At 59.9% G+C, this 12,960-nt stretch carries 12 protein-coding genes and 1 pseudogene; 2 read left to right on the top strand and 11 right to left on the bottom strand.

Going from position 1 to position 12,960, the window contains the following annotated elements:
- Positions 1–125 precede the first annotated feature (125 nt).
- The gene (hemN, locus tag X741_RS161580) at positions 126–1,475 is read left to right on the top strand and encodes an oxygen-independent coproporphyrinogen III oxidase (RefSeq protein WP_023776420.1); all 1,350 of its coding nucleotides are present in this window, start codon (positions 126–128) and stop codon (positions 1,473–1,475) included.
- 335 nt (positions 1,476–1,810) lie between these two features.
- On the opposite strand, the gene queE is transcribed toward hemN, so the two are convergent.
- The 3 genes from queE to queC are packed head-to-tail and all read right to left on the bottom strand — an operon-like array spanning position 1,811 to position 3,596.
- Positions 1,811–2,545: a 7-carboxy-7-deazaguanine synthase QueE gene (gene queE / locus X741_RS161585; RefSeq protein WP_023735817.1), complete on the bottom strand. Its 735-nt coding sequence runs from the start codon at positions 2,543–2,545 to the stop codon at positions 1,811–1,813.
- Positions 2,542–2,898, bottom strand: coding sequence for a 6-carboxytetrahydropterin synthase QueD (queD, locus tag X741_RS161590; RefSeq protein WP_023776419.1), 357 nt, complete (start codon positions 2,896–2,898; stop codon positions 2,542–2,544). Before queD ends, queE begins: the two co-directional genes overlap by 4 nt.
- The gene (gene queC / locus X741_RS161595) at positions 2,898–3,596 is read right to left on the bottom strand and encodes a 7-cyano-7-deazaguanine synthase QueC (protein ID WP_023776418.1); all 699 of its coding nucleotides are present in this window, start codon (positions 3,594–3,596) and stop codon (positions 2,898–2,900) included. Before queC ends, queD begins: the two co-directional genes overlap by 1 nt.
- A 404-nt stretch (positions 3,597–4,000) precedes the next feature.
- On the opposite strand from queC, the gene X741_RS161600 reads away from it, so the two are divergent.
- Positions 4,001–4,390 carry a hypothetical protein gene (locus tag X741_RS161600; protein ID WP_023735820.1) on the top strand — a complete coding sequence of 130 codons (390 nt, stop codon included), beginning with the start codon at positions 4,001–4,003 and terminating at the stop codon, positions 4,388–4,390.
- A 926-nt stretch (positions 4,391–5,316) separates the two neighbouring features.
- Here X741_RS161600 and X741_RS161605 read toward each other — a convergent pair.
- The 8 genes and pseudogenes from X741_RS161605 to panB all read right to left on the bottom strand — a co-directional run bounded on the left by X741_RS161605 (position 5,317) and on the right by panB (position 12,949).
- Complete coding sequence (locus tag X741_RS161605; protein ID WP_023735822.1) at positions 5,317–5,571, bottom strand: helix-turn-helix domain-containing protein; 255 nt, start codon at positions 5,569–5,571, stop codon at positions 5,317–5,319.
- Positions 5,572–6,090: 519 nt separating this feature from the next.
- Positions 6,091–7,911 (bottom strand): glutamine--fructose-6-phosphate transaminase (isomerizing), encoded by a 1,821-nt coding sequence (gene glmS / locus X741_RS161610; protein WP_023776417.1) that lies wholly within the window; start codon positions 7,909–7,911, stop codon positions 6,091–6,093.
- A 291-nt stretch (positions 7,912–8,202) separates the two neighbouring features.
- Positions 8,203–8,669 (bottom strand): annotated as a pseudogene (locus X741_RS01000000166235) (hypothetical protein); the annotation flags it as partial.
- 74 nt (positions 8,670–8,743) lie between these two features.
- Entirely contained in the window at positions 8,744–9,145 is a 402-nt protein-coding gene (locus X741_RS1000000167930; RefSeq protein ID WP_245264243.1) for a DUF2285 domain-containing protein, read from the bottom strand.
- 456 nt (positions 9,146–9,601) lie between these two features.
- The gene (locus tag X741_RS01000000166230; protein ID WP_348625670.1) at positions 9,602–10,318 is read right to left on the bottom strand and encodes an acyl-homoserine-lactone synthase; all 717 of its coding nucleotides are present in this window, start codon (positions 10,316–10,318) and stop codon (positions 9,602–9,604) included.
- A gap of 93 nt (positions 10,319–10,411) precedes the next feature.
- Positions 10,412–11,137 (bottom strand): LuxR family transcriptional regulator, encoded by a 726-nt coding sequence (locus tag X741_RS161615; protein WP_023776416.1) that lies wholly within the window; start codon positions 11,135–11,137, stop codon positions 10,412–10,414.
- Between the two features lie 91 nt (positions 11,138–11,228).
- Positions 11,229–12,092, bottom strand: coding sequence for a pantoate--beta-alanine ligase (gene panC, locus X741_RS161620; protein WP_023776415.1), 864 nt, complete (start codon positions 12,090–12,092; stop codon positions 11,229–11,231).
- Positions 12,089–12,949 carry a 3-methyl-2-oxobutanoate hydroxymethyltransferase gene (gene panB, locus X741_RS161625; protein ID WP_023776414.1) on the bottom strand — a complete coding sequence of 287 codons (861 nt, stop codon included), beginning with the start codon at positions 12,947–12,949 and terminating at the stop codon, positions 12,089–12,091. The genes panC and panB overlap by 4 nt, the downstream gene beginning before the upstream one ends.
- Positions 12,950–12,960 lie beyond the last annotated feature (11 nt).

Below are 12,960 nucleotides of genomic sequence, written 5' to 3'. Positions count from 1 at the left end.
GGATAGCAATCCACGGTAGAAAAATCCTTGCGGCAGTTTGTCCGTGCTGAAGGTTGATCGAAATCAGGGCTTAGGCTCATCCAAGCATCCACAGTTCGGGCGACGCAAACACGGTGGACCACGACATGCGACAAAAGCTAGCTGCCAGACTTGGCGAGAACGTCCCGCGCTATACCAGTTATCCGACTGCGCCCTATTTCCATGCGGGCGTCGATGCCGTCGTTTACCGAGGCTGGTTGGAGGCGCTCGAAGGTGGTGACGAGATATCGCTTTACCTGCATATTCCCTATTGCGACAGGCTCTGCTGGTTCTGCGCGTGCCATACCAAACAGACGCGCCACTACGAGCCGGTGGCCGCTTATCTGCGCTCGCTGTATGCGGAGATCGCCACGGTTGGCGGCCTTGTTACCGGCAAGGGCCGAGTTCGCGCGGTTCATTTCGGCGGCGGTTCCCCGACGATGCTGGAACCTGAGGATATAGTGGCGCTGGGAAGCGTCCTGCGCAACAGCTTCGCCTTTCTTCCCGGCGCCAAGATCAGCGTTGAAATCGAACCCAATGATATGGACGATGCCCGCCTCAATGCGCTTGCCGAAATCGGCACGACCCGTGCGAGCCTCGGCGTCCAGGACTTCGATCCGAAGGTTCAGAAGGCAATCAACCGCGAGCAGAGCTTTTTGCAGACCAAAGCGGTAGTCGACGGTGTTCGTTCGCGCGGCGTCGAATCGGTCAATCTAGACCTGCTCTACGGCTTGCCGCACCAGACGAGGGAGAGCGTCTCCTCCACCGTCGCGCAGGCGCTGACCTTGGAACCCGACAGGATAGCGCTTTTTGGCTACGCCCATGTGCCGTGGTTCAAGAAACATCAGACCATGATTGATGAGGCCTGGTTGCCAGGGCCGGAGGAGCGGTTTGCCCAATCACAACTGGCAGCCCACGCTATTCTTGACCGAGGATACGAAGCAATCGGGCTCGATCATTTCGCCAAACCGGGCGATGCGTTGGCAGTAGCGGCTCGCGCGGGGGCTTTGCATCGCAATTTCCAGGGCTATACAGAGGATCGCTGCGAGACATTGATCGGTCTCGGTCCGTCATCCATCAGTCAGTTTCGGCAGGGCTATGCGCAGAACATGCCTTCGACCAGCGAATATCGACGCATGGTTGATGACGGCGGGCTGGCCGCCGTCCGCGGTATCGCACTTTCCGACGACGACCGCGTTCGCGGCTGGATCATCGAGCGGCTGATGTGCGACTTCGCCTTCTCGGCCATCGATCTGGTGGAACGCTTCGGCGAAGCCGGCCAGAGGCTCCTCCTTCAGTCGAGTTCCATGGCCCTACACGATCCGGTTCGATTGCTTGAACTTGATGGCGACAGATTCGTTGTGCCGGCTGAAAGTCGCCCTTTCGTCCGAAGCATCGCGGCCAGGTTCGACAAATATTTCGAAACTGGAACGGCCAGGCACTCGGCGGCAGTCTGAGCACCGCAGAGGAACGGTCATGGCTCTCACTCGATCGTGAACCGATTGCGATCGTTTTCCACTGTTGACCGGCGACCGTCGGCCGAGACGGTTCGAAGCGGACCAGACGCGTCTTGGCATAGCGACGATATCGCCCGCTCATGCCCTGCCTGTCAGATCATGGTTGTCGGCGACAGCTCCCTTCGACCTTGCAAGGAGAATGCAAGGTGCCGTGCAAGCGGCTGACAACACTTGGGCCGGTGGCAGAAGTCCGCAAGCACCCCGGCAGCGCGGTCAACGTTGAACCACCCGTTCACCCGAATATGCCGGTGCAGTTCAGGTGGAAAGGGCCTGGCCTAGACGGCTCTCTTGTTACCCCAGAGCATAACGTGCAGCTGCGGTAGCACGCGGGCTTCGAACCATTTGTCGCGGGTCACGCTGTCAACCAGCCACTCCATGCGCTTCAATATTCCGTCAAGGTCGACGGGCGCGTCATCATTTGCCGGGTGTGGCGGCGTGTGATTGCCGGGTTGCAGATAGATCGGAAGTTGCGGAAATTGCGCAGCGGCGTCTTTCGCGTAGGCGTAGTCCCTTTCGTCGAAAACAATGAGCTTGAGCACGATTTGGGGCTTGCCTTGTGCCGCCTGGAGGCACGCCTCGACAGCGGCCCAATCTGTCGTCATTTGGCTTGACGGCGGCTTTGGGCTGAGGATCAGCACGTCAAGGTGCGCAAACCAGTCCCTGGCAAGCGAACCTTGGGTTTCCAGCGCAAAACGGTAACCGTCACCATGGCCTCGGTCGATGAGCGCGCCGAGCGGCTGGATGGCCGGATTGCCGCCTGACAGCGACACCATAAGCGGGCGGCCACCGGAAAGCGCAAGCACATTTTTCCACACCGCGCCGACGGACATCATCTCCCATTCATGGCGGAATTGATTGTCCACAGCATGCAGGCTGTCGCACCAGGAACAGCGAAAGTCACACCCGCCGGTTCTGACGAAGATCGTCGGCAAACCTATGAGCACGCCCTCGCCCTGGATCGTCGGCCCGAAAATCTCGCTAACGCGGATTGCGGGATGAGTATTGGTCATGGCCGGTATTCCGCCCAGGTTTTCGGCGTTTCGCTCACCCGCACGGCCGCGGTTTCGCTCAGGCGTGCCTTGCACCAGTCGTAGAAATGTCTGGCCAGATATTCCGCCGTGACTTGCTCGTGTCCCAGTACTTCGTTGAGATGTCGGTGGTCGAAGCTCTCGTCGATGTAGCGTTTGAATGGCGCCAAATCGTGGTAGTCGCGCACGAAGCCGTGATCGTCCAGTCCATCCGCTGAAAGCTCCACTTCGACGATGTAGTTATGTCCGTGCAGGCGCGCGCATTGGTGATCGGGTGGCAATGAGGTGAGCTGATGCGAGGCTGAGAAGTGGAATTCCTTGGTGATGCGGAACATTACGCGGTGGTCCTTCGCAGCGCTCCCAGCCAGAAGTCGGAGTCCTCGTACTCGGTTGGGTCCGGGTGCCCAGCGATGTGAAACGCCTCACGCCGCTCGACGCAGGTCCCGCACCTCCCGCAATGACGCTCGGCGCCCCTGTAACAGGACCAGGTCTGCGCAAACGGCGTGCCGTATGTGGCTCCATCCCTAACAATGTCCGCCTTCGTCAGGTTCACATAGGGTGCATAAAGGCGAATCTGCGCGTAGCCGTCGAGCGCGTGGTCCTGCATCATCTGGAAAGCATCGATGAAGGCCGGACGGCAATCGGGATAGACAATATGATCCCCACCATGCACGGCCGTCGCCACCGCGTCAGCGTCTTGCGCTGCGGCGAGGCCGAAGGCAATGGCCAACATGATGGCGTTCCGGTTGGGCACCACCGTTGCCTTCATCGTATCTTCGGCATAGTGCCCGTCGGGCACGTCCACATTGTCGGTCAGCGCGGAGCCGGAAAGGCCGCCGCCGATCTCGTGGATATCGATGATTCGCTGCGGGACGCCCAGGCGCTCCGCGCAAAGGGTGGCGAAGCCCAATTCCTTCCTATGCCGTTGGCCGTAATCGAACGATAGCAGGCCGGTAAGCTGGTGCTCCGCTGCCACCTTGTGAGCAAGAGTAACGGAATCCAATCCGCCGGAGCAGACGACGAGAGTCTTCATCGTTGGGTCCTTGTTTTAACCGGGTAGGCTGCGACCGGAGATTTCTCTGCGCTCCAGTACTTCAGGAAAACCATTTTGTGAAGTGAACGGAGACCAGTTTCGTGCGCTTGCGTGCGGTTGCGCAAAACGCCCTCGCGGTGAGCTGCAAGGACACGGACTGGTGAGACGTCACGCTTTAGCGGAATGCTCAAGCGAACGCTGCTCGCGGACAAAGTTCTCGACGAGCAGAGCCTGGCGGTTCCGAGCGCCGAGGGACGCCACTGCAACGGTTGCAGGGTACAAGGAGCCCGGATGGCTTGCCGCAAAGATGACCGGCAAACCCTGAATAACCGGTGATGAGCCGACATCTGTGAACAAGCGGTGTGGTCGATTGCAATCACCCATGTCTTGCGCACAGGTACCTTATGTCAGTGGATGAACTGAACTTGATGGTTTTACAGATGGCAGTCGAAAGCGTCCGCTCGCTCTCGTTGAGCTTCGCTGAAAAAGCCGCCGAGATAGCCACCAGGAGCCGCGGCATCCTGCTTTTCGACGTGCGGATCGACGGTGACGCGCAGGTCCAGCGGGTCGCAGCCATCCGATATCACGGCGGCCAATTCGGCGTGCTGGCGTTGGATGTACACGGCCTAGTTACCCACTATTGCATCGTTAACGGTATGTTCTCACATTACATTGCGTCCTTGGAGAGCTGGCACAGGATGCCCCTGTCGATGCAGGCCAAGATGGATGCCAACGGCAATGCCCGTCTCTTCGTAGCCGCGTTGCGGGATGCCGGACATATGCTGGGCACCTAGCATTGGGCGAGAATGCATCTGTGAATTTTGCATGTGCGTCACTGCGATGGCGCCGGCATGATCGTCATGCTCCAAAACGGCTGCGGCCCCCGCGAAGCGGTCGCCGCGATGATGGTGATCAACGGCGTTGCATCGATGCGAGCGTTTAGACAGAGGTCTCCTCCTGGCATCGAGCGCATGCAAGGAGCTACGCAAGCGCAACTGCATCAAGTATTTTGAAGGGACGACCTCATGCATGGAGCTTGCGCTGCATACGGGCGGCGCGAGCCGCGTTGCCATCCAGCAGAGAGGGTGCTTGCGGTACTCTCAATGACCCGAGATCGCAAATGGACGTGGGTAAGCACCAGAACTGGCAACACCCATGGTGGTCCGCTGGACTCGCTGGAGGAAGCACAAGGTGTCGGCGGGCAGAGCGCAGCGAGTGCCTACCTCGATCTTTCTAGAAGCGCGCCGGCAGCCTGGGCGGGGGGCTTGGGGTTAGACTGCCGGCGCACGCCACTCACGAAGAGCGGCCCCTTTTCGTGGTTCGAACACCCATAGTCAACCCGGAAACGTCAGGATGTCCGCCATGTTATTTTCAGAGCGGCGCGATGCCGGCCATGTTGGCCGATTCAGCCTAGGAGTAGCCACTCTCGTAGGCCGAGTTGATGCTCAAGCGGCAGCATCGCCTCGCCGAACTACCAAGAGTTCGCCGTTACAATCCTTCGTCGCGAGCCGATGCCCTCGTGCACGTTTCGTAGCACTCCGGGCGGCTATATCGCCTTGTTGTTCGCGAGCCCATGTGAAGGGTTCCTGCATCGGAAAGTTGACGAGATTCTCTTGGCGGTACTGCGCCAGAGGCATCCCAACGGAATCAGCGTCTACAATCAGCCGCAAGCTTCACATCACAAGAGCGGTAGTCCACCCATTGCGGATCATCCGACTGATCAGGCGGCGTCCGAAATGTGCGACTCTGCCTCAAGGATTCCCACAGGTATGGAAAGCGATCTCGCTATCCGATCCCGATATCCCTTGTTGTACCTCAGACCTCGCTCGATGTTTTGAATTTCCTCAGCGGCAAGCCCGCTCGCGACCGTCAGGTCCTCGATCGAATACCCAAGGTGCTCACGATAAGCGCGGACGATGTGGGTCCCCTGCGACATAGCCGTCAAGACTGGTTCGGGAATGCGCGAATCGTTCATAAACATCTCCAAGAACATGGGAGCTCCCTCGGGAGATACCCCCCGGCGGCGCAGACCAAGCAAATCAAAAAATGGACGTCCATTCAGCCGGACCGGCCTCATCCATGGAATGGGCCGCCTGAATTAGGAGCTGGGTCGGAATATGGCGGCTCACCTCCTTCTAATCAAGAAAGCCAACGGCGAGAATTATTCGCGAAGGATCGCAGGTCGGATGCGCTACAGCCGATCAGGCCATCTCAGGAGGGGGCCCTGGAACTCTGAACACCAACTCGAACTCCCGGTACGGACACTGCTTCCTTCGGCCAATCTCCACCGGCGGGGGAGCGAAAGACCCACTCTTGAAAGCCCCCGGCTGCGTGCTGACGTCGGCTCTAGGAAGCTCGATCGCCCTGTGCCCCGATCGACCGGCCGAAAAAAGGGATTCCAAATTCCAGCAAACACTGGTCATCTGGTTTTCATCCGGATCCAGACAAAGGGTAGCTTTCCATCGAGAGCTTCGCCATCTGTACAGGTTCACAATCATTCGACCGTGACCGATTTTGCGAGATTGCGCGGCTGGTCTACATCTGTCCCCATGAAGAGCGCCGTGTGGTAGGCAAGAAGCTGTATCGGCAGCGAGAAGATCATCGGCGCGATAATCTCGTCGACAGCCGGCAGCACGAGCGTGTGCATGGTGTCGAGTTTCGATGCGGCTGCCCCATTTTCATCGGTGATGAGGATAATCCGCCCTCCACGGGCAGCCACTTCCTGCATGTTGGAGACGGTCTTGTCGAAAAAGCGGTCATGGGGCGCGATGACGATCACCGGCATGTTCTCGTCTATCAATGCGATCGGCCCGTGCTTCAATTCACCCGCTGCATAGCCCTCGGCATGGATGTAGGAAATCTCCTTGAGCTTCAGCGCTCCTTCCATCGCTAGCGGGAAACTGGTGCCACGGCCGAGATACAGGACGTCACGACACTTTGACAGTTCGCGCGACAAGAACTCGATCTCCGGCTGGATGCTGTTGAGTACCTGGCCCATGACGCGCGGCAATTCGGCGAGGGTCCTGACGAGCGCCTGCAGCTCGCCTTCGGGGACGGTCCCGCGGGCTCTGGCGGCGCCGATGGCGAGTGCGGCTAGAACGGCAAGCTGGCAGGTAAAAGCCTTGGTAGAGGCGACGCCGATCTCCGGTCCGGCAAGGATCGGGAAGACCGTATCGGCCTCCCGAGCGATGGTCGATTCGCAGGCATTGACGATAGCGCCAATTTTCAGCCCACGCTCCTTGCAGTACCTCAACGACGCAAGCGTATCGGCGGTTTCGCCGGACTGCGAAATGAAAAGAGCCGCCGATTGCGGCGGCAACGGGATGTCGCGGTAACGGAATTCGGACGCAACGTCGATTTCAACCGTCAGGCGCGCATAGCGCTCGAACCAGTATTTTCCGATCAGTCCGGCGAAATAGGCGGTCCCGCAGGCAGAGATCGCCAAGCTCGGAACCTTGGCGAAATCGATGCCAGGAACCATGTCGCGATTCTCTATGATGTTGGTGTAATGACGGAGAGTATCGGAGATAACCTCGGGCTGCTCGTAAATCTCCTTCTCCATGAAGTGGCGATGGCTGCCCTTGTTGGCCAGATCGGCCGCGGCCGTGGAGATATGGCGCGGACGCTCGACGGGATGGCCGTCGATATCGAAGATATGGGCGCCCGAATTGCCGACAACGGCCCAGTCGCCGTCTATGAGATAGGTAATTTCGTTGGTGAAGGGAGCAAGCGCGATCGCGTCGGAGCCCAGGAACATCTCACCGTCGCCGTGACCAATCGCCAGCGGTGGTCCGTTGCGCGCCGCCGTGATGGTCGACGGTTCATCTTCGAAGAGCACGGCAAGCGCATAAGCTCCCCTGACGCGTTTCAGCATGGCACGCGTCGCTTCTTGCGGCCTCATGCCCTCCCGTCGGTATCTTGCCAACAGATGCGCGACGACCTCGGTGTCGGTGTCGGTCTGGAACTCGGCGCCCACCGCCGCCAATTCGTCCTTCAGCTCGGTGAAATTCTCGATGATGCCGTTATGGACGACGGCGACACCGTCGGTAAAGTGCGGGTGCGCATTGCGTTCCGTCGAGGCCCCGTGGGTTGCCCAACGCGTGTGGCCGATGCCGATATTGCCGCTCAGCGGCTCTTCCTTCAGTCTCCTCTCGAGATTGACGAGCTTGCCCTCGGCGCGCCGGCGATGCAAGGCGCCCTCGATGATCGTCGCAACGCCGGCGGAATCATAGCCGCGATATTCCAAACCCTTCAACGCGCCGACCAACCTATCCGACACCGGCTGTTGCCCAACGATGCCAACAATCCCGCACATGTTCGTCTCCGCATTCTTTCGGGCAGCTTCAGAGGCGAGACGGATACCCACCGGCCGCTTTATGACGGACCTTGTAGTAGTATGCCGTAATATTGGTAAAATTGATTGTAGTGATAACTACCATCCACCCCATGGATAAGGCCGCGTCTGTGGGCCCTGACCTAGCTTCTATTCGTGCCTGAGTGCCTGACGCTCTTATGACGATCGCAAACTCACACACGCGGCAGGACACGCGGTGAACGGTGAAGCCTCAGACAGGCCAGCAGGCCTTGGACAGCGGACGTACAACGGGATGGCAACGGCCGAGTTACAGCCCAGAATGCGCTCGAAATAATGGCCGCTGAGCAACGGACGGCCAAACCGCGCCTCAGCCTCCGCATGCTCCGCCGGCATGAATTCGAGTCGGCGATCGAAATTGCCGAAACAAGGTGTGCACCTGGCGAATGCGGCTACATCTTCACGAGGCCGGGAAAAAGCCCATCCATCCGCAGCGCGTCGACAACGTCCTGGCAATTGACACCGGCAAACATCGTGTCCTGGGCTCTTTGCGACCTTCGGACCGGCTTTGCACCACGCCAGTGCATTCTCCGTGCCGGCATGGTGCGCGCCAACATGAACATGGGCAGCCACGCCGGGTTCTCGCGAATATCCGACAGGTAGGTCGGAATGCGTACGGCTATGCGACGCAGCATGCTGCCGTTTCGCGCGATCGTTTCAAGGCTCGCCGCGCCGGCTTTGTCGGGGTTCATAACGGTCATCGGGATCCTCAAGGCATGAATGCACTCATCGACGAAGGTTGGGTCCCAGTGCTTCGCCGCGATTCGCCGCGGAATTACCTCAGGAACTGTCTGTAGCCGCCGCCCATCAGGTAGCGGCCACGTTGGATGGCGCGACGTACCTGATCGCGAAGATGGCCACCTGGATGACGCCAATCTTCTTCGACGCGGCGTGTCCCGAACAAGGCAATGGCGACCTCCTGATGAGATGCTCCGGCAAGCGAGCCATCCAAAGCCTGGAGTACGATACGCAGACGCGCTCCGCGGTGTTCCGGCGGAAAGCAAGCAGCTGACAGGCGGGCGCAACCATTGACGTGGTTCAAGAACTGAAGGGCAGCGACATGGAACTTGAGGTGCTGCGGCTGAACGATCGCGTCGACATATAGCCGCAACGGGCGGAGGACGGACGCACCGGAAACGGCGATCTGCAGACTCCGGCAGTTCTCCCTCAGCAGCACGTGCTGCACGCCCGCAGCTGTCAGCAGGATGTCCTTGCAGCATGAGAGCGAAGAAAGGTGAAGCGGTTCAAAATCGTGGTCGAGCCCAAGCGGCTCCGCGGCCGCTCGTAGAATACAGGCGCAATCGCGCGGATCCCAAAAGACCCTTGCCGATGTAGCGTCCGAAAGTGGCGCGTCGGCGAAAAAGAAGGCTCCATTGTCTTAGGAGAGCTGATCCTGTCGTCAACTCGATTATCTGCATGTCGCCTTGGGGTCCGACAATGCAGGCGGACGGTGCCATTTTGGCGTGGTCGCGCTGGAATTGTGGATTGCGCCGAAGAAACTCCCAGGCCCAGCCGGTGCGTGGCAATCGTCTGGCATAGTGGTAAGCGTCGTGGCGACGCCAGTCCGGCCAGCATACAAGGCCGACCGTCGCTTCCTTGGACAGACCAGCATCCTTCATGGCTCAGGTGTCCACTATGGCGCTATGCCGACGGGCCTAGAACCGGTTGCCACAGTACCGGTCCAATCAGACGTCCCCTGCTGCGGATGCGCAAAAGGCTCGCGTGGGAAATCTCGAGAAACCCAGCCACCGCCTCCGTTTTGCCGACGCATTTGGGTTCTCCGATGCGCGACAATGGCCACGTAGCCAGGCGGAGGATCCGCTCCATGCGCGTATCCGTCACCGTTACTATCCGGGTCAGATCCTTGGCCAAGCCGAATTCGATCATGCCCGCGAAGAGCTCGTAGGTCGCCTGGGCCAGCCNCTATCCGGGTCAGATCCTTGGCCAAGCCGAATTCGATCATGCCCGCGAAGAGCTCGTAGGTCGCCTGGGCCAGCCCGCCCGCAGCCTTGGGCGCCGACGGAGGAAGATCGAGCGCGAAACGACTGCTCTCCCATATGTCGGTGGTCGAGGGCACGACGTCAGCACCCAGCAGCACCGGGAAGGTGTCGCGCAACATTGTGGGTCCGGTGCTGGGCAGAAGACGCACGCAACCGCGAATTCGCCAGTCGGATCCTTTGAGGAGCAGATAGACGGGCTTCAGAGCATCAAACGGATCGGATTCCATCTGGTCTTCGGTATCAACTTCCCAATCGAGCCTTTCCTTGAACACCCGAAACCTGAGCCCGTGCATCTCTTTGAGTTCGCCTGCAAACTCGTTGTAAAAGTCTGGTGTTATCAGTTGCATCATGGTCGCCTCCATGTGGGATGTGTTCCCGCCATCGAAGGGCAAAGCTGACAGCGATGCAGCCTGTAGAGGTTTACAGGTATCGTGGCTGAAGAATCAGGATCTCGTCTGGCCGGAGGCAGCCATTCGTGCAACGGCCTGGTTGATCGTTCGGACGCCGAACTTTGCCTTGGCGTTTTCCAAGTGAAAAGTCACGGTGCGCTTTGAGACGCCGAGAAGCTGGCTGATATCCCAAGCCGACTTGCCGCGCGCCGCCCATTTCAGGCACTCGAACTCCCGCGGGGTGAGCGTTACACCATCCACCACGCGATCATCGGCGAGCCTGCGCCGGACATGGATATGAAAGTTGATGGCCACCAGCTGCAATGCTTTTTCGTAACGTGCCAGTGACCGTAAAAGAGGCGGACGGGACTCGTCGGAAGCAAAGGTCAGGGCAGCAAACCGGCCGAGATGATCATGCATGGACATCGTCAGGCCGCCGCAGATGCCAAACTCAGCCGCACTCTCCAGAATTTGTTGCTGCGAATTCGGCAGACAGTGTCGAGCGCGGTCCACACCCCAATCGAATGTATCCCAGCCTTGCAGCCCGCGCAGGATGACCGGATCAAGACTGTGGTACCGCTGTTGCAGATAACGTGATGTCCAGGATGAAGGATAGTTTGAAATCAATTGGGGGGCGTCGCCGGAGGCCGACGGGTAAGTGAAATAGGCGAATAGCGGGAAGTCGAAGCCGGCTGCAGCGGAGGCCATTGCCTCACAGAGATCGGCAGCATCAACACTTGCAGACAGTTGCTCGACGAAGTTCTCAAACACGCGATGCATTTGCCCTGTGCGTAACCTCCGTTCGCTCAATGCCAGGCAGAGACCTTGTTTTAAACGATCCCGGACGGATACAGCGCGTGCCGGAACGTGGCTAATCTGTTGAACCAATCCGAAATAGTCTGACGTTGTCTATGAGACGTGTGCCGCCGAGCCAGGCCGCGGCAAGCAACCGTGCCGGTCGATCAAGGCTTGTCATCGGGTGCAGATCTGCCTCTTCGCGAAGTTCCAGGTATTCGACCTCGCGATAGCCTGCAGCCAGAATTGCTGCGCGAGATTCTGCAAGCGTTGGCAGGACGGGTGAGCCGCGCCCAAGCCGCTCAGCCGTCTTGAGCAGGACCGATGATAGCTTGGGAGCAACAGCGCGTTGCGCTGGCGAGAGCCGCACATTGCGCGATGATAGCGCAAGACCGTCGGCTTCGCGGACTGTCGGACAGGCAACAATGGTGATTGGAATATCCAGATCCCGGGCCATGCGCCTGACCAGGTGAATTTGCTGAAAGTCCTTTTCGCCAAAGAAGCCGAAGTCAGCGCTGGTCTGCAGGAAGAGCTTGGCGACGACGGTCGCCACGCCATCGAAATGTCCCGGCCGGAAGGCACCGCACAGGCCCTCGCTGACACCGGACACCGAAACGGTGGTGGCGAAGCCCGCCGGATACATCTGATCTGCATCTGGCGCATAAAGCAGGTGCGCGCCAACCGGTGCCAGCTTGGCGGCATCCTCGTCCTCGGTGCGCGGATACGCGGCAAGATCGGCCTGGCTGTTGAATTGCTTCGGGTTGACGAAGAGCGTCACGATCACACGGTCTGCCTTCTCGAGTGCAGCGCGCACCAGGCTGAGATGGCCCTCATGCAGGACGCCCATCGTTGGCACCACGGCAATCCTCACGCCCTCGCGGCGCCATGCGGCGACGATTTCGCGAAGCTGGTCAACGCTCCTGACGATCGGCACGCTCACGCTGCTTCTCCGCTCTTGGTGGCGTCCGTGTCGGCGGGCTTGGGCGCATCGGCAAACACGTGCTTGGCGGCCGGAAACTGGCGCTCCTTCACCTCGTGCGCATAGGAAGCGATCGCAGCCGCAGCCGCCTCCCCCAGTTCAGCATAGCGCTTGACGAATTTGGGTCGGAAGTCGCCGAAGAGGCCCAGCATGTCGTCGACGACGAGAATCTGGCCGTCACAGGCTGCCGAGGCACCGATGCCAATGGTCGGGGCCGCCACCTCCCCGGTGATCCGGCGGGCGAGCGCTTCAGGAACCTTTTCCAGGACGACCGCAAAGGCGCCCGCTTCGCTCACCGCAATTGCGTCGCGCCTGATGCGCTCGGCATCCCCGCCCCTGCCCTGCACGCGGTAGCCACCGATGGCGTTGATGGCCTGCGGCGTCAAGCCGACATGAGCCATGACGGGCACGCCGCGTGCGGCGAGGAAGCCGATCGTCTCTGCCATCGTTTCGCCGCCTTCGAGCTTGACGGCCGTGCAGCCGGTCTCCGACATGACGCGCGCAGCATTTCGGAAAGCCTGCTCTGGGCTTTCCTCGTAGGAACCGAACGGCAGGTCGACCACCATCAGCGCCTGCTTGATGCCACGGCGCACCGCCTGGCCGTGCGTGATCATCATCTCCAGCGTGACACCGAGCGTCGAGGGCAGGCCGTGGAGAACCATGCCGACGCTGTCGCCGACGAGCACCACATCACAATGGGGATCGACAAGCCGGGCGACTGGGGTGGTGTAGGCGGTAAGGCAGACGAGCGGCGTCCCACCTTTGCACGAACGAATATCCGGCGGTGTGATCGCCTTGGTGTCACCAAACGCGCTCAATGGATCCTCCT

Origin of the sequence: Mesorhizobium sp. LNHC221B00, assembly GCF_000502935.1 — a bacterium.
In the GTDB taxonomy this organism is placed as follows: Bacteria; Pseudomonadota; Alphaproteobacteria; order Rhizobiales; family Rhizobiaceae; genus Mesorhizobium; species Mesorhizobium opportunistum.
This window is presented reverse-complemented; position numbering and strand designations above follow the sequence as displayed.

Excerpts from the sequence above, each read along its gene's own strand:
- queD (WP_023776419.1), bottom strand. The coding sequence starts at position 2,898 with ATGTTCCGCATCACCAAGGAATTCCACTTCTCAGCCTCGCATCAGCTC.
- hemN (WP_023776420.1), top strand. The coding sequence starts at position 126 with ATGCGACAAAAGCTAGCTGCCAGACTTGGCGAGAACGTCCCGCGCTAT.
- queC (WP_023776418.1), bottom strand. The coding sequence starts at position 3,596 with ATGAAGACTCTCGTCGTCTGCTCCGGCGGATTGGATTCCGTTACTCTT.
- X741_RS161615 (WP_023776416.1), bottom strand. The coding sequence starts at position 11,137 with ATGCATCGCGTGTTTGAGAACTTCGTCGAGCAACTGTCTGCAAGTGTT.
- X741_RS161600 (WP_023735820.1), top strand. The coding sequence starts at position 4,001 with ATGTCAGTGGATGAACTGAACTTGATGGTTTTACAGATGGCAGTCGAA.
- glmS (WP_023776417.1), bottom strand. The coding sequence starts at position 7,911 with ATGTGCGGGATTGTTGGCATCGTTGGGCAACAGCCGGTGTCGGATAGG.
- X741_RS161605 (WP_023735822.1), bottom strand. The coding sequence starts at position 5,571 with ATGAACGATTCGCGCATTCCCGAACCAGTCTTGACGGCTATGTCGCAG.
- queE (WP_023735817.1), bottom strand. The coding sequence starts at position 2,545 with ATGACCAATACTCATCCCGCAATCCGCGTTAGCGAGATTTTCGGGCCG.